Origin of the sequence: Sphingomonas montanisoli, from assembly GCF_008274695.1 — a bacterium.
Taxonomy (GTDB): domain Bacteria; phylum Pseudomonadota; class Alphaproteobacteria; order Sphingomonadales; family Sphingomonadaceae; genus Rhizorhabdus; species Rhizorhabdus montanisoli.
This window is the reverse complement of record NZ_VTOU01000002.1, coordinates 1-24,885: the sequence shown is the minus strand read 5'-3', so window position 1 is coordinate 24,885 and position 24,885 is coordinate 1. Positions and strand designations below refer to the sequence as shown.

Annotated in this window: 22 protein-coding genes and 1 tRNA gene; 13 read left to right on the top strand and 10 right to left on the bottom strand. The window is 64.2% G+C overall.

What is annotated here, in order from left to right; all coding sequences use genetic code 11:
• Positions 1-31 precede the first annotated feature (31 nt).
• On the bottom strand, positions 32-238 hold the full coding sequence (locus FYJ91_RS05800) for a hypothetical protein (protein ID WP_149521364.1): 207 nt from the start codon (positions 236-238) through the stop codon (positions 32-34).
• 193 nt (positions 239-431) lie between these two features.
• On the opposite strand from FYJ91_RS05800, the gene FYJ91_RS05795 reads away from it, so the two are divergent.
• Positions 432-1,628 carry a CDP-glycerol glycerophosphotransferase family protein gene (locus FYJ91_RS05795; RefSeq protein WP_149521363.1) on the top strand — a complete coding sequence of 399 codons (1,197 nt, stop codon included), beginning with the start codon at positions 432-434 and terminating at the stop codon, positions 1,626-1,628.
• Between the two features lie 7 nt (positions 1,629-1,635).
• Here FYJ91_RS05795 and FYJ91_RS05790 read toward each other — a convergent pair whose 3' ends face one another.
• The 3 genes from FYJ91_RS05790 to FYJ91_RS05780 all read right to left on the bottom strand — a co-directional run bounded on the left by FYJ91_RS05790 (position 1,636) and on the right by FYJ91_RS05780 (position 5,614).
• Complete coding sequence (locus FYJ91_RS05790; RefSeq protein ID WP_149521362.1) at positions 1,636-2,367, bottom strand: tetratricopeptide repeat protein; 732 nt, start codon at positions 2,365-2,367, stop codon at positions 1,636-1,638.
• Between the two features lie 67 nt (positions 2,368-2,434).
• On the bottom strand, positions 2,435-4,960 hold the full coding sequence (locus tag FYJ91_RS05785; protein WP_149521361.1) for a TonB-dependent receptor: 2,526 nt from the start codon (positions 4,958-4,960) through the stop codon (positions 2,435-2,437).
• A gap of 60 nt (positions 4,961-5,020) precedes the next feature.
• Positions 5,021-5,614 (bottom strand): type IV toxin-antitoxin system AbiEi family antitoxin domain-containing protein, encoded by a 594-nt coding sequence (locus tag FYJ91_RS05780; RefSeq protein ID WP_149521360.1) that lies wholly within the window; start codon positions 5,612-5,614, stop codon positions 5,021-5,023.
• A gap of 201 nt (positions 5,615-5,815) precedes the next feature.
• On the opposite strand from FYJ91_RS05780, the gene FYJ91_RS05775 reads away from it, so the two are divergent.
• On the top strand, positions 5,816-6,505 hold the full coding sequence (locus tag FYJ91_RS05775; protein ID WP_149522278.1) for a response regulator transcription factor: 690 nt from the start codon (positions 5,816-5,818) through the stop codon (positions 6,503-6,505).
• Complete coding sequence (locus FYJ91_RS05770; protein ID WP_149521359.1) at positions 6,495-7,910, top strand: sensor histidine kinase; 1,416 nt, start codon at positions 6,495-6,497, stop codon at positions 7,908-7,910. Before FYJ91_RS05775 ends, FYJ91_RS05770 begins: the two co-directional genes overlap by 11 nt.
• On the opposite strand, the gene FYJ91_RS05765 is transcribed toward FYJ91_RS05770, so the two are convergent.
• Positions 7,874-8,452, bottom strand: coding sequence for a hypothetical protein (locus FYJ91_RS05765; RefSeq protein ID WP_149521358.1), 579 nt, complete (start codon positions 8,450-8,452; stop codon positions 7,874-7,876). The two genes, FYJ91_RS05770 and FYJ91_RS05765, sit on opposite strands and share 37 nt — an antisense overlap.
• 117 nt (positions 8,453-8,569) lie before the next feature.
• Positions 8,570-10,831 (bottom strand): TonB-dependent receptor, encoded by a 2,262-nt coding sequence (locus FYJ91_RS05760; RefSeq protein ID WP_246152480.1) that lies wholly within the window; start codon positions 10,829-10,831, stop codon positions 8,570-8,572.
• A 203-nt stretch (positions 10,832-11,034) separates the two neighbouring features.
• Here FYJ91_RS05760 and FYJ91_RS05755 point away from each other — a divergent pair, with 203 nt between their 5' ends.
• The 5 genes from FYJ91_RS05755 to FYJ91_RS05735 are packed head-to-tail and all read left to right on the top strand — an operon-like array spanning position 11,035 to position 18,507.
• Complete coding sequence (locus FYJ91_RS05755; RefSeq protein WP_149521356.1) at positions 11,035-12,015, top strand: efflux RND transporter periplasmic adaptor subunit; 981 nt, start codon at positions 11,035-11,037, stop codon at positions 12,013-12,015.
• Positions 12,015-15,110 carry an efflux RND transporter permease subunit gene (locus FYJ91_RS05750; protein WP_149521355.1) on the top strand — a complete coding sequence of 1,032 codons (3,096 nt, stop codon included), beginning with the start codon at positions 12,015-12,017 and terminating at the stop codon, positions 15,108-15,110. The genes FYJ91_RS05755 and FYJ91_RS05750 overlap by 1 nt, the downstream gene beginning before the upstream one ends.
• On the top strand, positions 15,107-16,465 hold the full coding sequence (locus tag FYJ91_RS05745) for an efflux transporter outer membrane subunit (RefSeq protein ID WP_149521354.1): 1,359 nt from the start codon (positions 15,107-15,109) through the stop codon (positions 16,463-16,465). The genes FYJ91_RS05750 and FYJ91_RS05745 overlap by 4 nt, the downstream gene beginning before the upstream one ends.
• A gap of 9 nt (positions 16,466-16,474) precedes the next feature.
• Complete coding sequence (locus FYJ91_RS05740; protein ID WP_149521353.1) at positions 16,475-17,149, top strand: response regulator transcription factor; 675 nt, start codon at positions 16,475-16,477, stop codon at positions 17,147-17,149.
• Positions 17,149-18,507 carry a HAMP domain-containing sensor histidine kinase gene (locus tag FYJ91_RS05735; RefSeq protein ID WP_149521352.1) on the top strand — a complete coding sequence of 453 codons (1,359 nt, stop codon included), beginning with the start codon at positions 17,149-17,151 and terminating at the stop codon, positions 18,505-18,507. Before FYJ91_RS05740 ends, FYJ91_RS05735 begins: the two co-directional genes overlap by 1 nt.
• Positions 18,508-18,836: 329 nt before the next feature.
• Here FYJ91_RS05735 and FYJ91_RS05730 read toward each other — a convergent pair whose 3' ends face one another.
• The 4 genes from FYJ91_RS05730 to FYJ91_RS05715 form a co-directional block, all read right to left on the bottom strand.
• Entirely contained in the window at positions 18,837-21,128 is a 2,292-nt protein-coding gene (locus FYJ91_RS05730; RefSeq protein WP_149521351.1) for a TonB-dependent receptor, read from the bottom strand.
• 28 nt (positions 21,129-21,156) lie between these two features.
• Positions 21,157-22,110 (bottom strand): FecR family protein, encoded by a 954-nt coding sequence (locus FYJ91_RS05725; protein ID WP_149521350.1) that lies wholly within the window; start codon positions 22,108-22,110, stop codon positions 21,157-21,159.
• Complete coding sequence (locus FYJ91_RS05720; protein WP_149521349.1) at positions 22,097-22,663, bottom strand: RNA polymerase sigma factor; 567 nt, start codon at positions 22,661-22,663, stop codon at positions 22,097-22,099. Before FYJ91_RS05720 ends, FYJ91_RS05725 begins: the two co-directional genes overlap by 14 nt.
• Before the next feature lie 168 nt (positions 22,664-22,831).
• Positions 22,832-22,908: transfer RNA gene (locus FYJ91_RS05715), tRNA-Pro, on the bottom strand.
• A gap of 361 nt (positions 22,909-23,269) precedes the next feature.
• On the opposite strand from FYJ91_RS05715, the gene FYJ91_RS05710 reads away from it, so the two are divergent.
• The 5 genes from FYJ91_RS05710 to FYJ91_RS05690 all read left to right on the top strand — a co-directional run.
• On the top strand, positions 23,270-23,449 hold the full coding sequence (locus FYJ91_RS05710; protein ID WP_149521348.1) for a YjzC family protein: 180 nt from the start codon (positions 23,270-23,272) through the stop codon (positions 23,447-23,449).
• 169 nt (positions 23,450-23,618) lie between these two features.
• On the top strand, positions 23,619-23,792 hold the full coding sequence (locus FYJ91_RS05705) for a YodC family protein (RefSeq protein WP_149521347.1): 174 nt from the start codon (positions 23,619-23,621) through the stop codon (positions 23,790-23,792).
• Positions 23,789-24,052 carry a DUF6953 family protein gene (locus FYJ91_RS05700; protein WP_149521346.1) on the top strand — a complete coding sequence of 88 codons (264 nt, stop codon included), beginning with the start codon at positions 23,789-23,791 and terminating at the stop codon, positions 24,050-24,052. The genes FYJ91_RS05705 and FYJ91_RS05700 overlap by 4 nt, the downstream gene beginning before the upstream one ends.
• Before the next feature lie 236 nt (positions 24,053-24,288).
• Positions 24,289-24,561 carry a hypothetical protein gene (locus FYJ91_RS05695; protein ID WP_149521345.1) on the top strand — a complete coding sequence of 91 codons (273 nt, stop codon included), beginning with the start codon at positions 24,289-24,291 and terminating at the stop codon, positions 24,559-24,561.
• Position 24,562: 1 nt separating this feature from the next.
• The coding region (locus FYJ91_RS05690) for a hypothetical protein (protein WP_149521344.1) at positions 24,563-24,885 on the top strand (323 nt) is incomplete at its 3' end.

Genomic DNA, 24,885 nt, shown 5'->3' with positions numbered 1-24,885 from the left:
TGCGACTGCCACACCCCGGCGGCCGTTGTCCTCAAGGATCAGCGATTTCCGCGGCGCTCCAAACCACTGCCCATACAATGAAGCCCACTGACAGCGCGAAGATCGCTGCAACGGCGTGCGAACCGCCAAGGCTTACGATAGCCCACCACACGCAGAAAGCCGGGACGAGCACAACCGTCGCCTGTTCGACGATGATCGCGGCGATGTGAAATACAAGGCTGCGGGGCCGCATCAGCACCAGGCCTTCGCTGCGTGAATGGTAGGAACGCGTGCCATTCGACTTCTCCCCAACATGGGAGGCTAGACGCCGCGGCCATCGCAAATCCGCACTTGACGATGTGAGTGAGAAATTCCCGGTTCACCCGCTACCGTCGCGAACCAAGGTGCGGGTTTCGAGGGTCGCCGCCGTCTCAAGGCTTTGAGGCGCGAACATGCGGCACGAAATGGCGGGATTTTCAGCGAATGGTGATGCCCTCGCTCTCGATCGCGCGCCGCGGATCGCGTTTCTGTTCAACGCGCAGGCGCATCAGCTTCTGCATGGCATCTCGATCGCGGAAAGCCTCGCGCGAAGCTGGCATATCGGCGTCGACATAGTGTCGCCTTCGGATCAGCATCTGGCCCTCGCTCAACGGCTGACGGACAAGGCGACACATCGCTTGCTCCGGTTCGAGAATATCGGCTCCCCTTTTCTCGGAACGCTGGCGAACCTGCGGCAGAGCGCCATTCCGCCGAAAGCGCTGACGCTGTTCCACGCCCGACGCCGGCTTGACCAATACACCGCCATCGCCCTGCCCGAACGCACATCGACGCTATTGCGGCGCTTCGGCGTCACGCAACCCAAGCTGATCCATACCGATCATGGTGCGGGCGATCGCGCGGTTGGGTATGATCCACGCATAGCCCTGTTCGATTTCGCATTGCTGGCGGGCAGGAAGCAGGAGCGCCGCATGCTCGATGCCGGGCTCATCAAGTCGGGTCATTATGCGATCGTGGGCTATCCGAAGTTCGATGCGGCGGATCGACTGCGCTCGGCCAGTTGGACGCCGTTCGCCGATCGACGGCCGATCGTGCTCTACAATCCGCACTTCTCGCGGGAGTTGGGCTCCTGGTGGCGGCACGGACCGACGATTGTCGATCGGGTGGCCAGCGATGGTCGATACAATCTGATCGTGGCGCCCCACATCCGCCTGTGTGATGATCGCAAGAGCCGGAGAAGGTTCGAAGCCGCACTGGCGCCCTATGCCGACCTGCCCAACGTATTTGTCGACACGGGCAGCGATCGCCTGATCGACATGACCTATACGTCCACCGCGGACATATATGTCGGCGACGTCAGCAGCCAGATCTACGAATTCCTCCGCACGCCCCGGCCTGCCCTGTTTGTGAACAGCGGACGGCGGGATTGGCGCGGCGACGCCAATTATGCGCATTGGGCGCTCGGCCCCGTCATCGACGAACCCACGCACATCGCCGACGCGATCGCTAACGCCATCGCCACCCACGACGCGTTCACGCCGGCACAACATGTCGCAATCCGCGATACGTTCGACACCGATTCTACCCAGCGAGCATCCGACCGCGCGGCAGACGCGATCGCCGCCTTCCTCAACCTGCAACGCGTGCGTTGACGCCGGATCAGGCGAAGAGCTTCGCCAACTGTCGAACGCGATCGTTGGTCGCGCTCAGAAGGAAACCGCGCGCTTTCGCCGCGAAGGCCGGGGTCGCCGTTTTACGAGCTTCGGCGAGCCAATGTTCGGCCGCTTCATGATCGCCGGCTTCGATCAGCATGCGGGCATGATTGAACTGACCGCGGAAATCGCCACCTTCGGCCGCGACGGCGTAGAGGCGGGCGGCTTCGGCCATGTCGCGATCGACGGCCCAGCCATCCTCATAGAAACTGCCGACATAATTGGTCGCCTTGGCATTGCCCATCGCCGCCGCCTTGCGGAACAGCGCGAGGGCCTCCGGACGATCCTCTGGAACGCCCGCACCGAGCGTCAGGGCTGTCGCATAATTATACATGCCCCATTCGAGACCACGATCCGAAGCGGCCTTGAACCACTGCGCGGCGCGCACTTTGTCGATGGGGACGCCCCAGCCGAGATCGTAGCAGCGCCCCATCATGTTCATCGCCATGACGTGCCCCTGCCGCGCGGCACGATCGAACCAGCGAACGGCATCCTGCTGATCACGCGGCACGCCATCGCCGTCGAGCAGCAACTGCCCGTAGAGCGCCTGCGCATCGGCTACCCCGGCTTCGGCGGCGATATGGATAAAGGCGCTCCGCTCCTCGGCCGGGCCGGAGAGACGGCGCGAAATCTCAACGGCGTCCATCGCCGAAATCGCATCGATGTTCAGATCGGTCATGGCCAGTCGCCCAAAACGAAAGCGGCCCGCCCCATTGACGGGACGGGCCACCAATGCATCAATCCACTCAATACTTGAAATTGAGCGTTCCGAACACCGAACGCCCCGGCGCGATCGAAGCATAATGCGCCGTGTAAGCCTGGTTGAAATAGGTCTTGTTGGTCAGGTTGTTGGCGTTGATCGCCAGATCGAGATGATCGTTGATCTTCCAGCCTGCGCGCGCATCGAAGCGCCAGTAGCTGGGGATCGTGCGCGATACGACCTTTGTCGCCGGGTTGACGGTCACGACGCCCGCCGTGGTCTGGGTCGCGGTGCGATTGTCCGAATAGCCACCGAACACACGGCTGACATAGAAGGCGCCGCCGCCGATCGAGAGGGCCGAGGTGACCTTATAGTCGGTCCACAGGGTGAAGCTGTGTTTCGCCGTTTGCGGGAACTGGCGACCATTGTTGACCGACGGCACCAGCACCGTCTTGGCCGCCTGACCCGTAACCGCCGCCGCCGTCAGAGCGGTAAAGCCGCCATCGGTGATCTTGGCATCGAGGTAGGAATAGCCGCCGAACAGGCTCCACTCAGGGGTGACGTTACCGTTGAAGCCCAGTTCGAAACCGCGCGTGCGCCGCGTGCCGATGAACTCGACGGTGTTGTTCTGGCCGGTGGCGCGGGCGTTGGTCGTTTTGGTCTGGAACACCGCGCCGTTGATCGACAGCGCACCTTCGAACAATTCGATCTTGGCACCGGCTTCGATCGACTTGGTCTTTTCGACCTTCAGCGCATCGGTCGCCGCCTGGATCGTGCTGCCGGCCGGGGCGGTGGTCACGACGCCATTGCCCTCCTGCCCTTCGCCGATCAGGCTGTTGGGCGGCGTGGCCGACGTCGCATAGGACGCATAGAGGCTGCTGTTCGCCGAAGGCTTGAAGATCAGGCCGGCCTGATAGTTGAAGATCGTGTCGTGTCGGCTGAGCGTGGGCCGCCCCGTCGCCGTCGCCGCCTGTTCCGACTTCGACGTGTAGCGATCGACGCGGGCACCGAGGTTCAGAATGAGCTGTTCGGTGAGCGTGATCGAATCGAACGCATAGAGCGCCTTGGTGTAGGCGGTGTTGATGATCCGCGTCGGCGGCGCGCTACGCACGATCGGCGTGGTCGTCGTGGAGGTGTCGCTCGTATAGTTCACGAACGGATCGTTCGGGTTCGGATTGAACAGACTGGTGCAGTAGAAGCGCGCGATTGTGTTCGCGTTGCAGCGCGGGCTGACCGTGCTGCCGGTCGCCAGCACATACGTGCCGCGTGCTGCGCGCTCGTAGGACCATTCAACGCCGGTCGAGAAGCTGTGCTTCACCGAACCCGTGTTGAACGCACCATAGACGTCGCCCTGGTAGCTCCAGTTGTCGGTCTCGCTGTAGCGGGTGTTGGCCCGACGCCACACATAGCCGCCGTTGATGAAGTTGGTGACGCCGCCGGTAGTCGTGTTCGTCGCGGCGGTTCCATAGACGTTGCCCTGCTGATCGTCGGGCTGGGTGTAGATGTAACCCTGCGTGATATGACCGTAGCGGCCGGTGCCGCGGAACTTCAGGCCGTTGCCGAAGTCGTGATCGAAACGCAGCGTGAACTGATCGACCTTGCTGTCGCGAAAGTCGCGATTCTTCAGGCCGTAGAAGGTGCTGCGATCGACGGTGCCGGTGGTGCCACCGATCGTCGTGCCGGTGCCGATCAACGGGGCGGAGTAGATTTCGCCAGTGCCGGGCGCGTTGCCGATCGTGTAGAAATAGGGAATGCCGCTGTCGGGCAGCTCATCGGTGTCGAGATGGTAATAGCCGATGTTGAGCTTGGTTGGGTTTTCCATGCCGATCGTGATCGACGGCGCGACGCCCCAGCGCTTCTGGAAGATCGCGTCGCGGCCGGCAACGTCCTGATCGTGCCACATCGCGTTCAGGCGGATGCCGACGAGATCGGAAACGCGGACGTTCACGTCACCGGTGACGCGCTTGTAGTCGGCATTGCCATAGCTGATGCCGCCGACGACGAAGGTCTCGCGCTGCGGCATCTTGGAAACGATGTTGAGCGAACCGCCCGCGCCGCCACGGCCGCCGAGCGTCGAATCCGAACCGCGCACGACCTGGATCTGTTCGACAGCGAAAACTTCGCGGCTCTGCGCGCTGATGTCGCGAACGCCGTCGACATAGGTCGAACCCTGCGTGTCGAAGCCGCGAATGAACGGGCGATCGCCGATCGGATTGCCACCCTCCGCTGCGCCGAAGGTGATGCCAGGCACGGTGCGCAGCGCATCGACGAGAGTTGCCGAGCCGGTGTCCTTGATCACCTGCTTGTCGATCACGACCACCGAACGCGGCGTATCGAGCAGCGGCGCGATCGCCTTCGGGCTCTCGGTCCGTTCGACCTTATAGCCTTCGTCGAGCGCGGTATCGGTAACCTCGAAGCTGCCGAGGTCCTTGGAGGCAGCAGGCTTTTCGGGCTGCTTCGCATCGCTGGTCTGCGCCGCTGCGGGCGCGGACACCAGGAAGCCGACACACGACAGCGCCAGAAAGGCGGGTGTGCCGGTCTCGATCAGGCGATCAGATGTGGATGTGCTCATTGATACCCCTTTTGCTTTGGGGCGCGTTCGTCGCGCCTCTTCAGGAATGTGTGGGTCGGCTCAGCTCAGCGCGGCGGCGAGGGCCGGGCGCGCGCGATACCAGCCGGTGCTGACGCGCTCGAGCAGGCCGTCGCGGCACCAGTTGCTCAGGCACTGGCGTGAAATTCCCGATGCGACGAAATCGCTCGCGCTAACGACGTCGCGATCGCCGATCACGCTGCGGGCGCGCGTCCTGGCATCGGACGGACTCGGTCGGCTGCGGGTGATCGTCCAGACGGGCAGGGATTCCGCCGCTCCGCGAGCACTTGCCGGCGCATGGCCGCTCCCCAAGCCACGTTGAGGCAGGCGAATGTCGGAATCACGCAGGCGAGCGGCGCATTCGCCGAGATACGTCACAAGCGTGTCGGGCACCGTGCCGGGCAGGATCGAATATTTACGCTGCAGCTTCGAAAGCCAGCCGAGCAGCGCGACTTCGTCGCTCGATGCCTGTCGCATGCCGGGGTGCGACACCACGACATCATGATCCGCGCAGGCTCTACGCAGGCTCTGAAATGCGACGATGAGTGCCTCAGCTTCGCCGACCGCACCGCCGCGCAGCAAAACGAGCGTTCGCCGCTCATTGTGATGCAATTCCGTAATCGCGCGTCGTGCCATGTCCAGCCCCTTCGCAAGGGGAGATGAACCCGCTTGCAGCTATTGCGATTGCTTCTAAGAATGAATCGCAATCAGGCTCTTTATTCATGCGCGACGACCGGTCCACACAAAGCAGAAACATTGGGAAATCGTATAGAAATGCCAATGGTTGAAGGTGATCATCCCTGCCATCCTGCTTATGGGGCTAACCATGTGGGCATGATGCGAATATTGCTGCTCGAAGATGATCGGGACGCGCGCGATTATCTCGTGAAGGGTCTGGCCGAGCTGGGGCATAACGTTGCCTGGGAAAGCGATGGCAAGGCCGCGCTGCGCCTGATCCTGACCGACGATTTCGACGTCCTGATCCTCGATCGGCTGGTCCCCGGACTCGATGGGCTGACCGTCCTGCGCCTTGCGCGTGAGGCAGGGTGCAAGGCGCCAGCGATCATCCTGTCGGCGATGTCGGGGATCGAGGATCGCGTATCCGGGCTGGAAGGCGGAGCGGACGATTATCTGGTGAAGCCCTTCGCCTTCGCCGAACTCGCCGCGCGGCTGGTCGCGCTGGCCCGCCGCCTGCCAATCAACGACAGCACCCCGCCGCAGACGATGCTGCGGGCCGGCGATATCGAGATGGATCTGGTCCGCCGCACCGTCCGCCGCAGCGGCAAGCCGATCGACGTCCAGCCGCGCGAGTTCAGCCTGCTCGAATATCTGATGCGCAACGCCAACCGGGTGGTGACGCGGACGATGCTGCTCGATCGGGTGTGGAATTTCGGTTTCGATCCGAAGACCAACATCGTCGAAACCCATATCAGCCGGCTGCGCACCAAGCTCAACGCGGGGCATGAGGGCAATGTGATCCGTGTCGTGCGCGGATCGGGCTATATCCTGGCCACCGATGAAGCTTAGCCTGCCGTTCAGGAGCGTGCGTGGCCTGTCGATGACGGTTGCCGCCATATCCAGCCTTGTCGTCGTGCTGATCGGTGCCGCGACCGTCTATACCTCGCATGAGGAGATCGAGGCCCAGATCGACCACAGGCTCGAACTGGAAATGGAGGCGCTGGTCGACTTCCGACGGACGCACAGCCTCGACGAACTGGCGACCCTCGTCAGGGCGCGCGATGGCGTAACCGCGGGCAACACCGGCTATCTCGCCGATGTCGACGGCGCGCAGCGGATCATGGGCTATGCGCTGACCGACAAGAGCGGCCACCGGATCGCGGGATCATTGGTCGCACACATGCCGGTGGACGGGTGGATGGAGTTCCTGCCGATCCGCCGACCGGACGGCAGCCGCGGCTTCGCGCAGGCGCTGACCCATTCGCTCCCCGATGGCAGCCGTCTGGTCGTGGCAGGGGACCGGCTGGCCCTCGACAAGACGGACGATCGCATCATCACAATCTTCCTCATCGGGCTGGCCGCGATCCTGCTGACGAGCGTCGTCGCGGCCATCGCGCTGGGTCGCCTGGTCGAACGCCGTCTGTCCGCGATCAGCAGCACCGCGCAGGGAATCATCGACGGTGACTGGTCGCGCCGCGTGCCGCTCGATCGATCGGGCAGCGAATTCGATCGGCTGTCGCAAATCTTGAACGACATGCTCGACCGGGTCGAAGCCCTGATGCGCAATCTGCGTCAGGTATCGAGCGACATCGCGCACGACATGCGCACCCCGCTCACCCGCGTCCGCCAGCAGATGGACGAACTGCTGCGTCGCGAAGATCGGGCGGACACCGCCGATGCGCTGCGCCGGATGATCGCGGATACCGAAATCCTGCTCGATCTCTTCGCCGGCCTCCTCGGCGTCACCGAGATCGAAGGCTTCGGCGCCCGCAAACGCTTCCGGCCCGTCCGGCTCGACGAAGTGATCGAGGATATTGCGGACACCTATCGCCCCGCCTTCCACGACGACGATCGCTATGTCGAACTGCGCCTGTGCCCCGCCACCGTCCACGGCGACGCACAATTGCTGATGCGCGCGTTCGTCAATCTGTTCGAAAATGTGCTGACGCACGCCGGCCCCCGCGCCGGTATCTTCATCGACATGGATCTGACGGCCGACATGGCGATCGTTCGCATCAGCGACGATGGTATCGGCATCCCGCCGGAGAAATCGGAGGCGATTTTCGAACGCCTGTCACGGCTCGAACCATCAAGGGGTGTTCCCGGACATGGCCTGGGCCTGGCTATCGTTCGTGCGGTCGCCCTAGCCCACCGCGGGTCGGCAGATGTCGATCGTGTCGGCCGCGGTCTTACGATCCGATTGGCCATTCCGCTCGCTCATTCGCCGTTGGATGAGGGCGACAAGGATCGATAAAGGTCGCGCCCCGCCCTTGCGAGCAGACCATCTGCGCAAAGCCGACTGACATTCTGACGCGAGATACCGGCTCTCAAGAATGTGCGGATATGGACCGTCGCGGACCGCCGAACCATTTCGAGCGCGCGGGCACGCAACTCCCCCGTTCTGGCGCGAGCGGGGAGCAACTCCACTGTGTCGGCAGCCGGCGATAGTTCGCGGATCAGCGGACCGGCGCGGACGGACGTGGCCGCAAATGGTGCCTGTAGAGGTAGCTTCGTCCCGCTTTCCCGCAGTTCCATTCCTAAATCCTCGGCTGCGAGTCGAAGAGCCGGATCGATGATCTCCACGCCAGGCGATTGCCGCTGGCTGACAGCCAGAACCTTTAAGACCGACCTTTCGTCGGCCGAAATATGGAGAGATTCCGGGGAGAGGATCGTTATGTCGAGCCGTCGCAACTGCCTGACGAAGCGGCTCACCGAAGCCCCATCCACTTTCGGCCAGTTCGCGAGCAGGGTTTCGCGCTGACTCTCGCCAGTCGTTGAGTGCTGCAGGCGCAGCAACAGGATGAGCTTCCGCTCACGCGCTGTTCGCTTCGAGAGTATTCGTGGAGTGCTTTCCACCTGACCGCCTGCGGGGAAAGCGGAGAGCCTGGCCCCGGCCAGACTCCCCGCGATGACTTAGAACTTCACGTTGATCGCACCGCGCACCGACGTCGGGCTGCCCGGCGTAATGTTGGTGTTGCTATGCGCGAACTGGAAATAGCGCTTGTCGAACAGGTTCTCGATGTTGACCTGCACGTCGACATTCTCGGTGATCTTGTAGAACAATGCCGCGTCGAACCGGGTGAAGCCCGGCAGGCGCACAAGATTGTCCTGCGCCGCATAGCGGCGGCCCTGATAGATCGCACCGAGCGCCAGCCCGATGTCGGACGTCACGTCATAGCGCCCCCACAAAGATGCGCTGTGGCGCGGCGCGTTTGGGATTTCGGCGCCGGCGCGCACCGTGGCGGAAATCGCCTTGGTGAACTCGGCATCCTGATAGGTGTAGGCGCCAACCACGCTGAACTGCGGAGTCAGCTTGCCCGATGCGCCCAGCTCGAACCCCTTCGAACGCTGGCCACCGCCCAGTTCGGTGCCGGCACCCGGATTGTTCGGATCGATCAGGACGATCACGTTGTCGCGATCGAGCTGATAGATGGCGGCCGAGACATTGAAGTTGGGATTGATGTCCCACTTCGCGCCCAGTTCGTAATTCTCGTAACGCTCGGGATTAAGCGTTTCGTTGGTGAGGTTGAGCCCCGCGAGCTGATCGCCACCACGCGGCAGATAGCTGCGCGAGAAGCTGGCATAGAGGCTGGCATTTTCAACCGGCTTGTAGATTAGGCCCGCACGCGGCGACCACAGATTGTCGGTGGTCTTGAAATCACGACGCTGGGTCGCTGGGAAGCCGACGGTGCGGCGATCGCGGACCTTCGTCACCAGATGTTCATAACGCACGCCCAGCACGATTTCGAACTGCGGCGTCAGTTCGATCTGATCCTGAACGTAGCCGGCCGAGACCGCCAGCGTGCCGTAATTATCGCCGCTGCTGGCAAGCGGCTGCCAGACGATGTCGGGACGACGGATACGCGGGCTGGCGGGGCGGACATAGGTGGTCACCACGTTCGAGGTGGTGGTGCCACCGGCGCTGGTCGCCACGGTCTGCGGGAACAGACCTTCCAGACGGATATTGCCCGTCTTCTGCTTCGCGAATTCGGCGCCGATCAGCAGGGTGTGCTTGATGCCGCCGGTCGCGAACTCGGCATTGAGATCGGTCTGGTTGACCAGATTCTTGCGCCGCGTTGCCTGATTATAGGCCTGGATGCCGGCGATCGTGCCGGCCGCATAGCTGCCGGTCGGTAGGCCCGGAGCCCCGGTCGCGGCGCCGGTGTTGTTGAGCGCGCCGGTGTTCAGGCCCGACGTGAATACGTTCTGGTAGAACTTGTCATAGTCGGCGTAGCGCGTGCGGTTGCGGATCGACACGGTGTCGCTGAAGTCGTGCGAGATGTAGAGGTTGCCCGCATCGGTATTGGTGGAAGTCGGGCTGCCTTCCGCATCGCCGAAGAACTGGCCGCGTGGCGTGGCGAGCGGGCCGACCGGGCCAATCGTCGTCGCCGGGCGGAACTGCGAAGGCACGCCTCGATCGGCGATGCGCTCATCCTTGAAATGTTCGTAGCCGACCTGGACCAAAGTATCCGGGCCGACGCGGAACGAAGCGGTCGGGTTGATGCCCCAGCGCTCATAATTCACGCCGTCGCGATAGCTTTCGCTGTTCTGATAGACGCCGGTGACGCGCAGCGCGACCGCCTCGCTCACCGCGCCACCCAGATCGAACTGGCCGCGATAATGCTGATACATACCGCCTTCGAGCCGCACTTCGCGCACATCGTCCCAGCCCGCGACCTTGGTGACACGGTTGATCAGGCCGCCGGTGCCGCCACGGCCGAAGGTCATCGCGTTCGATCCACGAAAGACTTCGAGCCGCTGGATATTGTAAAGGTCGCGATAGGTCTGAACGTCGTCGCGAATGCCGTCGACGAAGAAGTCGCCCGTCGTGGTCATGCCGCGGATCACCAGCGTTTCGCGATTGCCTTCGCCTTGCGCCGAATAGATGCCGGGCGTGTAGCGGACGGCATCGCCTATGCTGTTGGCGGCCTGATCCTCTATCTGCTTCGCCGTCACGACCGTGATAGACTGCGGCGTATCGACCAGCGGCGTGTTGGTGCGCATCGCCGATACCGAGTCCGTCACCTTGTAGCCGGTCTCCGCTTCCTTTTCGCCGATGACGATGATGGTCTCGCTCTCGCTGGGCGCGGCCGCGGCTAGCGGCGAAGCAAGGCTCGCGACGCTGACCGAGGCGAGCAGAAGGCGCGAAAAGGCGGAGGACGGAAGAACGGACACGGTAAGGCTCCCTGCTATTGTTATTGCGATTAAGTCGCGTTTGCGGAGCCAGATGATCGCGCTCATGGCGGCTGTCCATCGACGGAAGCCGGCCTTACCAACTTGTATTCCAACGGTAAGAAACGCGGCGCCCTGCGCGAACCTTGGGAAATTGTAAGGTTACCCCAACAAGCCGCCACAGTTCGGTCGGTTAGGGACGGCGCATGCGCACCATCGCCCTCATCCCCCCGCTGCTCCTGCTCGCCGCTTGCGGCAGCCCCGCCGGCAAGTCCGCGGCGCCCCCGGCCAAGACCGAACTGACCGCGCACGAAAGCGAATTGCTGAAGATCAGGCTGACGCCCGAAGCCGACAAAAGGCTCGGCATCGTGACGACCAGAGTCGGTGCCGGCGCTGCGGGAGCCGTGCGCCAGGCACCCGGTGAGATTGTCGCTCCCGCCGCCAACAGTGCTGGCGTGCCAGCCGGCGCCGCCGCGAACTTCCAGCAGCTTTCGATCCAGCAGGCGACGGCCGACGGCGAAGTTCGACGAACGGTCGCGCAGGCGAAACTTGCCCGCATCGCGCTCGATCGCGCCGAAGCGCTCGTGCGGCAGGAGGCGGGCAGCGTGCGGGCGCGCGACGAGGCGGCGGCGGCTCTCGCGGCGGCCGATGCAGCGGCTTCGGCGGCACATGCGCAGCGCCAGTTGCTGGGGCCATCGATCGCCTCGCTCGACGATCAACGCCGTCTATGGGTTCGCGTCTCGCTTTTCTCGAGCGATCTCTCGGTGATCGGCCGGCGCGCACCGGTGACGGTCCACGCGCTGGGTGATGCGCAATCGTCGCGCGCAGCCACACCCGTTGACGCCGCCCCTTCGGCCAATGCGGTCGCTGGCACTGTAGATCTCTACTACAGCGTCCCGAACGCTGATCGCCGCTTCCGGATCGGTCAGCGCGTCGCGGTCGATCTGCCGGTGGGCCGCGAACGCCGGGGCGCGACGATCCCCACCGCGGCATTGGTCCGCGACATCTACGGCGGCGAGTGGGTCTATCGGCGCACCAAGCCCGCCGAATATCTGCGCCAGCGGGTCGACGTGGTCGCCGAAAAGAACGGCACCGCCTTCATCGGACGGGGGCTGGATATCGACGCCGAGGTCGTTACCACCGGCGCGGCCGAACTGTTCGGGATCGAGTTCGGGGCGGCGCACTGATGCTCGCGCGCCTGATCGCTTTTTCGCTGCACCAGCGTGTCCTCGTCATCGGCGCGGCGCTGCTATTGGTCGTCTTGGGCATTCGCGCAGGCCGCGACGTTCCGCTTGACGTCTTCCCCGAATTCGCCCCGCCGATGGTCGAAATCCAGACCGAAGCGCCCGGCCTTTCGACCGAGGAGGTCGAAAGCCTCGTCACCGTGCCGATCGAAACCGCGGTCAACGGCGTGCCGGGCCTGATGACCCTCAGATCGAAGTCAGTGCTCGGCCTGTCGTCGGTGCAGATATTGTTCGAGCGTGGATCGGACGTGATGCGCGCGCGCCAGATGGTCGGCGAGCGCGTCGCGCAGGTGCAGCCGCGCCTGCCCACCGCCGCGCGCCAACCGGTCGTGATGCCGCCGCTCTCGTCGACCAGCCGCGCGATGAAGATCGGTCTGTCCTCCAAAAAGCTCGACCAGATGCAGCTCTCCGAACTCGTTCGCTGGACGATCCGGCCACGGCTGATGGCGGTGCAGGGTGTCGCCAATGTCGCGATGTGGGGGCAGCGCGATCGCCAGCTTCAGATCCTGATCGATCCCGATCGGCTGCGCATGGCGGGCGTGACCCTGGCCGAACTGCGCGCGGCGGCGGGCGATGCGGTGCTGGTCGGTGGCGGCGGTTTCGTCGACACGCCCAATCAGCGGATGAGCGTGCAGCAAATCGGCGTGATCCAGACCGCCGAGGATCTGTCGCAAGCGATCGTCAAGCAGAGCGGCGAGGCGCCGGTCCGCGTCGGCGATGTCGCGCGCGTTGTCGAAAGCTACGCCGCGCCGATCGGCAATGCGATCATCGACGACGGCCCCGGCATCATGCTGATCGTCGAAAAGCAACCGTCGGCCAACACGCTCGAACTCACCCGCAAGGTCGAAGCCGCAATCGCCGAGCTCAAGCCCGGCCTTACCGACGTGAAGGTCGACACGACGATCTTCCGTCCCGCAACCTTCATCGAACGATCGATCGATAATCTCACCCGCGCGCTCATGATCGGCTGCGTCCTGGTCGTCGCGGTGCTTTTCGTGTTCACCCGCGACTGGCGGCAGGCGGTGATCAGCCTCGTCGCGATCCCGCTGTCGCTGCTGGGCGCGGCCTTGGTGCTCTTGTGGAGCGGCGCCACGATCAACGTGATGGTGATCGCCGGCCTCGTCATCGCTCTGGGCGAAGTGGTCGACGATGCGATCATCGATGTGGAAAATATCGCGCGCCGCCTGAAACTGAACCGCGAAGCGGCGGAGCCGCGCCATGCCTTCGACGTGGTGCTGTCCGCATCGCTGGAGGTGCGATCGGCGGTGGTGTTCGCGTCGCTGATCGTGATGCTTGTCTTCCTGCCGATCTTCTTTCTCGGTGGGGTCGCAGGCACCTTCTTCCAGCCGCTCGCCATCGCTTATGTCCTCGCGATCGCAGCCTCGCTGCTGGTCGCGCTTACGGTGACGCCGGCGCTGTGCCTGATGCTGCTCCCCAACGCGCCCAATCGCGAGGAGCGCGACACGCGGCTCGTCGGCTGGCTCAAGAGCCGCTACGGCCGCGCGCTCCCCGGTACGATCGATCGATCGCGCATAGCGATCGGCGTGGTCGCGGCCGGCCTCGCACTCGCGGCGCTCGGCTATGCGAGCTTCAAGGACCAGTTCCTCCCTGATTTCCGCGAAACCGACTTCTTGATGCACTTCGTCGAGAAGCCGGGCACCTCGATCGAGGCGATGGATCGGATCACGATCCGCGCGTCGAAGGAGTTGCGCAGCGTCCCCGGTGTCCGCAATTTCGGCGCGCATATCGGCCGCGCCGAAGCGGCGGACGAGGTGGTCGGCCCCAACTTCACCGAGCTTTGGATCAGCCTGGACGCGAAAGCCGATTATGATGCGTCTGTCAGCCGCATCAAGGCGATCATCGACGGCTATCCCGGCCTCTACCGCGACGTGCTCACCTATCTGCGCGAGCGGATCAAGGAGGTCTTGACCGGCGCCGGCGCAACCTTGGTCGTCCGCATCTACGGCCCCGATCAGGAGGAATTGCGCGCGGCCGGCGCGCGGGTGCGCGCAGCGGTGGCCGACATTCCCGGCGTCGCCGATCTCAAGGTCGAAAGCCAGGTGCTGGTGCCACAGATCCGCATCCGCCCCCGCCCGGCCGATCTTGCCCGTCTGGGCCTGAGCGCCGGTGAAGTGCGGCGGCAAGCGCAGACTTTGGTCGCGGCACAGAAGGTCGGCGAAATCTACCGCGACCAGAAATCGTTCGACGTCGCGATCTGGGGCGAACCGGCGGTGCGCGGCGATCTCCACGCATTGACCGACCTGATGATCCAGGCGCCGACGGGCGCGCCCGTCCGCCTCGGCGATGTCGCCGATATCCAGATCTCACCCGCCCCCAATGAGATCAAGCGCGAGAACGGCCAACGCCGGATCGACGTCAGCCTCAACGTCGCAGGCGCCGATCTCGGCACCGTCGCAGGACAGGTCGAGGCGGCGGTGGCCAAGCTGCCCTTCGCGACCGGATATCACCCCGAAATCCTCGGCGAATATGCGGCGCTGCGCGAGGCGCGGACCCGGCTCGCCTTCACCGGCTTCTTCTGCCTGATCGGCATTCTCGTGCTGGTGTGGACCGAGTTCCGATCGCTGCGAATCACCGCGCTGGTCGGTGTCAGTCTTCCGTTCGCGCTCGTCGGCGGTGTGGTCGCGGTGGCGCTGACCGGCGGTTTGCTGTCGCTGGGGTCGCTGGTGGGCTTCGTCACGGTGATCGGCATCGCCGCGCGGAATGGGATCATGCTGTTGTCACACTACCAGCATCTCGAACGGCACGAAGGCGTGCCCTTCGGCCGCGCGCTGATCCTGCGCGGTGCGGAGGAGCGGCTGGTGCCGATCCTGATGACGGCTGCCTGCGCGGGCCTTGCGCTGGTGCCGCTGGTCGTCGCGGGCAATGCGCCGGGGCATGAGATCGAGCATCCGATGGCGATCGTGATCCTGGGCGGCCTGATCTCGTCGACCGCACTCAACCTGTTCCTGATGCCCGCGCTCTATGCACGCTTCGGCCGCGAACCCGAACGCGCGCCGCAGCAGGAGGCGCTGGCATGATGCGCGCGCTTGTCCCGATCGCGGCGTTGGTCGCGACGGCCGCGATGGCGGCGCCGACAGTGCCCGAAGAGGCGAAGGCACCCTTCGCAGCCAACCCGCTGACCTCACCCGATCAGGTGCCGGTCGACTGGTGGCGCCTGTTCGACGATCCCGCGCTCGACACGCTGATCGCCGCCAGCCTGGCGGCCAATGTAGATCTGCGCATCGCCTTCGCCAATCTCGATGCCGCCCGCGCGGCGCAGTCGCAGGCCAACCGCCAGCGCCTGCCGCAGACCGCGATCGAAAGCGGACTGACCGTCGACAAGACGAGCGCGCAACCGAGCGCATCGACTGTGCCGTCGACCGACTGGGACGTGGCCGGCGCAATCAGCTGGGATGTCGACCTGTTCGGCAAGCTGCGGGCAAGCGCGCTCGCCGCCCGCGCCGATGCGGAGGCACAGCAGGCGGCCTATGACGGGGTCCGCGTCGCGGTGGTCGCCGATACGGTCGCCGCTTATGTCGACCTGTGCGCCGCCGAGCGTGGCCGCGCCGCCGCCGCCGAGATCGCAGCCGCGCAGGACAGGTCGACCGCGCTCGCCCGCGATCAGCTTGCGGCGGGCGAGGTCTCCCCGCTCGAAGTCGCACAGGCGTCGACTCTCGCCGCGAGCAGTCGCGCCGCCATCCCCCCCTTCGAAGCGCAGCGGACGAACGCGCTCTATCGGCTTGGCCTGTTGCAGGGAAAGGTGCCGGCCGAGGCGCGCCGCTTCGCGATCGGCTGTCCCGCATCGCCCTTTACGACGGGCATGCTGCCTGTCGGCGACGGCGCCGCGCTGCTGCTCCGTCGCCCCGATCTGCGCCAGGCCGACCGCAAGCTCGCTGCCGCCGCAGCACGGGTCGGCGTGGCGCGCGCCGATCTCTATCCGAAGATCAATCTCGGCACCGCGCTGGGGCTGCTCGCGGGGCGTTTCGATGCCGCGCTCACCCCGCTGATCAGCTGGAGTTTTCCCTATCAGGGGGTCGCCCGCGCCAAGCTGCGCGGCGCGAAGGCGGACGAACAGGCGGCGCTCGCCAATTGGGACAAGGCGGTGCTCAACGCGCTGCGCGAGGTCGAGACGGCGCTGGCCGCCTATGATGCCGAGATGCGGCGCAACCGCGATCTCGCCCTCGCGCTCGACGATGCCGCGCTCTATGCGCGGCGCGCGGCGGCGCGGGTCAGGATCGGCGACGCCGCCCCATTGCTCGCGATCGATGCCGAACGGGTCCATGCCGCCGCCCGTCTTGCCAAGGTCCAGTCGGACCAGTCGGTCGCGCAGGCGCAGGTCGCCCTGTTCCGCGCGCTGGGTGGCGGCTGGCAAATCACCGGTGGAAAGGTCTAGGCAAGGGCGATGCGGATCCTGTTCGTCGAAGACGATGCCGACACGCTCCAGTTCGTCACCGCCAGCCTTGAACAGGCGGGCCATATGGTCGTGAGCATGAAGGACGGGCGCGACGGCCTGTTCGAAGCGACCGGCGGCGGCTTCGACGTGATCGTCGTCGATCGGATGCTGCCGGGTCTCGACGGGCTGTCACTGGTGAAGGCATTACGCGCCGCCGGCGATACCGTGCCCGTGCTGATGCTGACCGCGGTGGGCGGTATCGCCGATCGGGTCGAGGGGCTCGATGCCGGCGCCGACGATTATCTGGTCAAGCCGTTCGCCTTTTCCGAACTGCTCGCCCGGCTCCACGCGCTTGGCCGCCGCCCAGCCCCGCAGATCGCCGTTCGTCGCCTGACCGTGGGCGATATCATTCTCGATCTCGATCGCCGTTCGGTCCACCGCGCCGGCCGTCGGATCACCCTCCAGCCGCGCGAATTCGCGTTGCTTGCCGAACTGATGCGCAATCCGCACCGGGTGATGACGCGCACCATGCTGCTGGAACGGGTCTGGGATTTCGATTTCGATCCCAAGACCAGCATCGTCGAAACCCACCTCAGCCGCCTCCGCTCGAAGCTCAACGCTGGGTTCGAGGAGGATGCGATCGAAACGGTGCGTGGCGCCGGCTACATGATCAAGGGCGATTGATGCTCCGGCGCTTCTGGAAATCGACGGCGGGTCTGGCGGTCGTCGTCGCGCTGATCTTCGCGCTTGCCACAGTGACGGTCGGGGCGATCGCCTATCAGGTCACGCACGAAGCGCTCGAGGAACAGTTCGATCATCGCGTCGCGGTCGAGACGGCTGGAATATTGGCCGAACCCAGCGCGCAGACGCTGAACGGTCTCATGGCGGCTATCGGACGGCGGCAGGCCGCCCGATCCGAATCGAGCCTCCACTATCTGCTCGTCGACGCAAAGGGGCGCAGGCTCGCCGGCACGATGACCGCCGAACAGCCGATCCGGGTCGGCTATGAGGAACTCTTCGCCTTCCGCGATCGATCCGGCCCCGGCATCGCGCAGGTGATGGCGACACCGGTCGCCGGGGGCCTGCTGGTCGTCGGGGCCGATCGACGCGAGCTGGACGGGATCGACAGGATCCTCGCGACCTTGTTCGGCGGAACCTTCGCCGCCATCCTGATCCTCGGCATCGGCGCGTCGGCCGCGATCGGCTGGTTCACGCGCCGCCGCTTCGCGCAGATCGATGCGACCGCGCAGGCGATCATCGCGGGCGATCTGTCGCGGCGCATCCCACGCGATGATTCCGGCAGCGAGTTCGACAATCTCGCCGGCACGCTCAACCATATGCTCGATCGCATCGCCGGGCTGATGGATAACCTCCGTCAGTTGTCGAGCGACGTCGCGCACGACCTGCGCACGCCTCTGACACGCCTGTGCAGTCGGCTCGATGCCGCGCTTGCCGCCCCAGCCGGAGGCGACACGACCGCCGCGATCGAGGCGGCGCGCGCACAAGCAGGCGAACTGCTCGAAATCTTCGCCGCGCTCCTGCGCATTTCCGAAGTTGAAGGCATGGCCGAGCGCCTTCCACGAGAACTCGTCGATCTGTCGAAGATCGCCGATCAGATGGTCGAAACCTATCAGCCCGATATCGAGACCAGCGGTCGCATGCTGCGCAGCGTCGTGGCGCCCGGCATCAGCGTGCGGGGCGATCGCCGTTTACTGGCGCAAGCGATGACGAACCTGCTCGACAATGCGCTGCGCCACACGCCCGAGGGTAGCATTATCGAAGTCGCCTTACAGGCCGATACCGACAGCGCGATCCTGACCATCTCGGATGATGGCCACGGTATTCCTGTCGCCGATCGCGGTCGGATATTTCAGCGTTTCGCGCGATCCGAACGCGCACGATCGACGCCAGGGCACGGCCTGGGCCTTGCGCTGGTCGCAGCCATTGCCGGCGCTCATGGCGGGCGCGCGGCATTGCACGGCCAGACGGGGTTTGCGGTGCAGGTGACGTTGCCGCTCCCGCACAATCGTCAACGCCGCTGAAATTGGTGCGGGTTTTCTAGCAGCGCGGCGTCATGGGCGCAGTGGCGGGATCGGGCGTGCGTTCGAAGCCGGCCGTTCGCACAATTTCGCCCGGACAATATGCTGAAATCCCTTTCGCCGATCGTCAGACGGACCGCCATCCATCTGCTACCGCCCCCCATCGCCTGGCTATGCGCGATCTGGTTCGTCAGACAGGTCGTCACCTATGTGTTGCCCATCCCGATCATGTGGTGGTTGCTGGCGCTATGCGGCTGCCCCAGTGAGGTCGCGATTGCGCTCGCTTGCGTGTTTGCGGGGGGTTTCTGGGTCATCCTCTTGGCCACGCTCGACTAGAAGCGAGCGTCGACACCGAACCGGACAGTGCGCGGAGCCAGCGGCGTAACCTGTCGTCGCGCCATCACGCCGAACGGATTGCCGAGTGCGAAGCGATTGCCCGCCTGGTCGAGCAGGTTGGTCACACCGATCGAGAAGCCGTATCTCCCGGTGCCCAGCCGGGCGTTGAACGCGGTTTCGGCATATTTGCCCTGAACGATGTCCAGTTGCCGCCCAACGCCAAGGCGCGAATGGCCGAAATAGCGGAGCGACCCGCCGCCTTCGATCCGCCAATCACCCGCCAGTCGATAGTTGAAGTTGATGCCGATCCGGCCACCGATCGCCGCGACATTCGGTAGTTCGGCGCCGCGCGCATCCGCAAAGCCCGCCTCGGGCCGCCTTAGTTCGCTGTCGTTGAGGAACAGGCCGGCGTCGATGCGCCAGACATGATCGACCCGCATCGCAGCCGACAATTCGAGGCCCAATATCCGCCCGTTGCCGAGGTTCGCCGTGTAAGGCAGACCTGCGGCATCGACGAGATCGGCCTGGATGTGCTCCCAATGCGCGAAGGACGCGCTGAGCGCGGCGTGGAACCGGTCCTTTCGCGCATCGCCGAACCGCGCGCCCACTTCGTAGGTCGAGATGCTGTCGCCGGTGAAACGCTGCGAAGCGACCTGCGCGGCGCCGGGCGATACCGACAGGCCGCCGGGCCGAAAGCCTTCCTGATAGCGGGCATAGAGCGTCAGCCGATCGCGCGGCCGCCAGCTGAGCGCGAATGAAGGCAATATCTCGACCTCGCTGCGCTTCGGCTCACCCTCGATCTGCAGCACATCGAGCAGTTCGCCCGACAACCGACTGAAGGCCAGACGGCCACCGATGGTCGTCACCACGCGAGGCAAGGGACGGAAACTGAACTCGCCATAAGCGGCCATTTGGGTGACGGCGTTACGAACGCCAGTGATCGTCGTGGCGCTGCCCGCGCTGATGAAATCGCGGGTCAGGCGCTCGCGGTTAACGATGATTGACGTGCCGATCAGCCATCCGTGTCCGTCCGTGCCTCGTCGCGACAGACGGGTCTCATTGGTGATCAGGGTGATGCGGTTCTGCTGGTTGAACGCGATCGGCACCAGGGCCGCGCCGGTCGCATCATAGACTTCGCCCACTTCGTGCCGGATGAACCCCGTTGCGGAGACCAAGCGGGTGCGCCCCCAGTCCTTCGAAATAGTCAGCGCGCCCAGCCGATAGTCATTGTCGAACGGCTGGGCGATCGCGCTGGCCCTTCGATATTGGAGCAAGCCGCGCTCGGCATATTGGCTGTCGCGATTGTCGATATCCTGGCTCGTCACGCCAAGATCGATGGTCCAGCCGTCCCCCGGCGTCAGCCGCAGCGCAAACCGGCCGCCTTCTGTTACCGATCGGTTCACATCCTTCAGCCCGCGACCGACATCGTCAATATAACCGCCATCGACCGATCGATAAGCGACCGCCCGTATCGCCAGCACATCGTCGATCAGCGGCGCGTTGATCATGCCCGCAAGGTCGTTCGATATCGCGCCGCTGCGACGGATGCCGATGCCGGTCGCGGCCGAACCACCCCAGCGATCGGGCGTCGGTGCGTTCGGAACCAGCCGCACGATCCCGCCCAGCGATCCGGCGCCGTAAAGCGTGCCCTGCGGCCCCTCCAGCACCTCGATCTGCTGCATATCGTAGAGATTCAAGTCGGGATCGGGTGCGTTATAGTTGAGGCGGATATCGCCGAGATATTGGCCGACGATCGCCTGGGTCGGGCCGGTGAAGCTGCTGTCGGCGACCCCACGGATGATCAGCTTATTGCGGCCGGGACCAAGATGGGTCGAGGCAATCGACGGGATGGCGTTGATGATCGCCTGCGTCCCCGAGCGACCCAGCCGATCGGTATCGAGATCGCCGGAGCCCAGAACCGTCAGCGTGCCGGGAAAATCCTGCACCGCAGTCTGTCGCTTGCTGGCCGTCACGACGATATCGCGCACGGGCGTCGGCGCTTCCGGGGCAATGGCTTTCGTGACTTTCGCGGGTCGCTCGAAAATGCGGAAACTGCGCGCGTCGATCGCGACGAAATCGAGGCCGGTGCCTTTGAGCATCCGGCGCAGCGCGATCGACGGCGGCATATGCCCCCGCACCGCGTTGCTGCGATGATGCCGACCGATATCTCCCGAGACGCCGAGGGAAATGCCGGCCTGCGTCCCGAGAATGCCCAGCGTGTCGGACAATGACCCTGCCGGCACGTCCAGCGATTGCGGCGCCTCCGCAAAAGCGGGGGATGCCAGCATCAGCAGAACTGCAGCTGGAGTAGCCGCTCTAGCGGCTGTCGCGAGCCCGTGAAGACATATGCCAGCCATCAGCCTCGCGGGCGACCGAGATGTCGAGGATCGCGCCGATCCGCGGCAGGATGGTGCTGTCGTCGCCACCGAGAATCACTACTCCGCTGAAGGTCTGTGCCGCAATGTCGGGCGACACCCGGATCGGAACACCTAGATTGCGCGACACGTCGCTCGCGATCCGTGCAATCGGCGCCTGCTTGTAGATCAATCGGCCATCGCGCCACGTCCCGACCGTCGCCGTATCGATCGAAGCGAGCGTGGCACGACCACGGTCTGTGCGCAGCACCCTGCCCGCTTCGATCCGAACAGCGTCGCTGCCCGGATTGTAGAGCACCGCGCCATGCGAGACAGCCGTCTCGACCGCGCCATTGTTATCGCGCGTGATGTCGAAGACCGTTCCGGCATCCTGATAGACATCGGCGCCGACATGCACCTCGAACGGGTCGCTCGCGTCGTGAACGACCGTGAAGGTCGCCTCACCACGATCGAGCGACGTGAAGCGCGCGTCGCCCTTGCGCAGCATGATCTTCGTGTCGCCGTTCAATTCGATCCGCGTCCCGTCGTCGAGCCGCACCGTCTGATGCTGCCCCGGCTGGGTCTCGACCGCATAGGTCGCCGGCGAGGCCGTGAGCATCGGATAGCCGACGATCCCCGCGACCGAGGCTGCCGCCGCCGTCACGATGCCGGCGAAGAATTTCAGTCGCCGCGGATTTGTCTGCACATTGTCGTTCGAAGGCCTGTGCGCATCGACCGCCTCGACCAGATCGCCATAGCCGTCATGCGCATCGGCGACCTCCTGATAGAGCGCGTCATGTCGCGGATCGGCTTCGAGCCAGGCCATGAACCCGTCCCAATCGGCATCGGCCGGCTCGCGGAGCCGGAGATACCAGGCGATCGCGGCCTCCCTCATCTGGTCGTCACTCGGCGACATCTTCATGTCCTTCGGTGCCACGACGCCGCGGATTCAATGAATCCGCATGCAGGCGATCCTTCATGTCGGTCAGGGCACGATAGGCCTTCTGCAGATGCTTTTCGACCGCGCTCAGGCTGATGCCGACCTTATCCGCAATCTCGCGCTGCCCCATGCCTTCGAGCCTATAGCTGCGAAAGATCAGCGCGGTTCGCTCGCCAAGCGCATCGATGGCCTCATCGACAAGACGAAGTTGCTGCCGCGCAATCAGCGCCTCTTCGGGCGTGGGCTGGGTGGAGGCGGTGGGCGAAGCGCCCCGACCGAGACCGCTCCACGCATCGTCGCGGCTATTGCGGCGCAGATCGGCACGGCGGCGATCATGGACAAGGTTGTCCGCCATCTTGAACAGATAGGCGCGCGGCTCGGCGATCGGCCCCGCTTCCAGCGATTGCACCTTCAGCCACAATTCCTGCAGCAAATCCTCCGGATCCGCTCCCCCGCTACGCAGCGACAGGAAACGGAGCAGCGCTGAGCGATTGAGCATTAAAATGGCTTCGAGACCGCCGTCGGTCATCCGCTAATCTCTCTGCGCGAACGAGTAAGCGTGCCATATCGATGATGGATCGGCTGAGCAAATGACGGATCGAGCGCCGTCACGGACCTCAGTTTTGCTACAGCAAATGCTCGCCATTTGCTACAGCAGAGTGTCGTTAAGTTATTGAATTTACTGATATGAATAAAGTGGTCGGGGAGACAGGATTCGAACCTGCGACCCTCTGGTCCCAAACCAGATGCGCTACCAGGCTGCGCCACTCCCCGACTAAGGAATATCAAGCTTTCCGGCCTTTGCAGGCAGGCGCCGCGCTCTGGTTACGCGGCATCGAGCGGCCTTAGACGGCATTACGCGGAAGGGAAAGTCCCGAAATAGTCCCGGACTTTGTTCACGGGCTGATCCTTAGCCGCTTGCGAGCACAGCGCGCGCAACGAACGGTCCAACTCCCGCCCAACCGCAAGATTGTGACACCGGCGCTGGCTGCAGCGACAGGTCTGGTGTGGCAAAATTCCCACACTGTAATAATACTGTTAATGAACAGTTGAACCCGAAACGATCGTTCCCAAATGTCCGTCACCTGATCGCGCTTCAGTTTTGATAGACGACAGGGTTCGAGGAGTAAGTTGAATGTCAAAGGGTTCGTACAAGCCGGGGCAGGAAGCCCCTAAATCTGGTCAGTATGGTATCGTCGGGCCGCGCGGCGGCGACACCAAGGTGGAGCGCACTGTCGTTCGCGGCGAGCCGTTTCCGCCGACCCCGGGCAAAGGCATGACCTACAAGCTCAACGATCCCACGAAGACGAAGTAAGACCGCGACCGCTGATGGGATACACGAGCCTGACTTGATCCTAACGATGCCGGCCTACGGAAACGTAAGATACCCGCCGCCGGCTAGTTCACATCATCTGGTTTCTACGATTGATCATCAGCCCGCGATCATAGGCGGCTCCGACGCCGCCTCATAATCGGAGGAAGATATGGCTGAAGTGTTTGTTGAAGGTGATATTGTCCGCCTTAAATCAGGCGGTCCCGAAATGACGGTCGACGAGATGTTCGAAACTGACGCGCGTTGCGTCTGGTTCGCTGGTGAGAAGCATCAGGAAAACGTCTTCCGGATTTCCACACTCCGGCGAGCCGGAGGCGATCAATGACCGCCGCCGAAGTCGCAGACTGGATGGTTCTGCAGCTCGCGGAACGCGCCACCCTGTATCAAAGCACGGTTGCGTCTCACGTGGCCCGAGAAAATCGGGAACTCGTTTACCGAAATAAAAATGGCAACTGGGCCCTCGACAAGACGGTTCTTGCTGCCTTCCGCGCCAAGACGCCGGGTGACGAAATTGTTTGGTCGAGATCAAGCCAGCTTTGGCGGCATCGTCGTCCTAACGACAAGCCTGGACGTCAGCAGCGCTAAACGAAGGGCGGCATTGCGCCGCCCTTCACCTGTCTAGCCTTCCAAGCTGGCGAGCCGCCAGCGTTTTCGGGCCCTCCCGTGTAAAACGCGCGATTTTCCCCGCCTTATCGCTCAATAGCTTAGGTCCGGCGCGTAAAACGCGGGCGGCCATTTTTGCCAACCGATCGGGTCTGGTCGATTGAGAACAAAATCAGAACATTCTATGTCAGCTCCCCGCACGATTCGAGGAGCCAGCTATGACCGCAATGCCGTCGCCCGACACGATCAGGGAGCGGATCAAGTTTCTTGCCGCCCAGCGCGGCACGACGCTGCTCGACCTGTCGAAGCGGATCGGTCGGAACGAAGCCTACCTGCAGCAATTCATCGAACGCGGCTCGCCCCGCCGGCTTCGCGAGGACGATCGACTGCACCTCGCGATGGCGCTCGACGTGGACGAAAGGCTTCTCGGCGCTCGCGATCCTTGGTCCCCGATCGACGCCTCAGCCGAGGTGCAGCTCGCGCTGATCTGATATGGGACGCTCGCCGCCTGCCTTCTTTCCGAACTGGACGCACACCGTCGCCAAAATGATCGAGGCGCGAGGGGAGAAGCCCGAGACATGGATCGTCAGGGTCGGCTGCGATACCTGCAAGAAGTGGCGCGCTGTCGATCTCGATGCCTTGCTTGCCGATCGCGGCGGCAACTTCTCGTTGGTCAACCGGCGCTATCGGTGCCGCCTCAAGCCCGACTGCTCGGGTTGGAACCAGTTCTACTATTATAGCGGCGTGATGCGCCCGCTTTGGGATGACGCGACGACAGATCGATGGATGAAGCACGACAGCCAGGTGCGCACGAC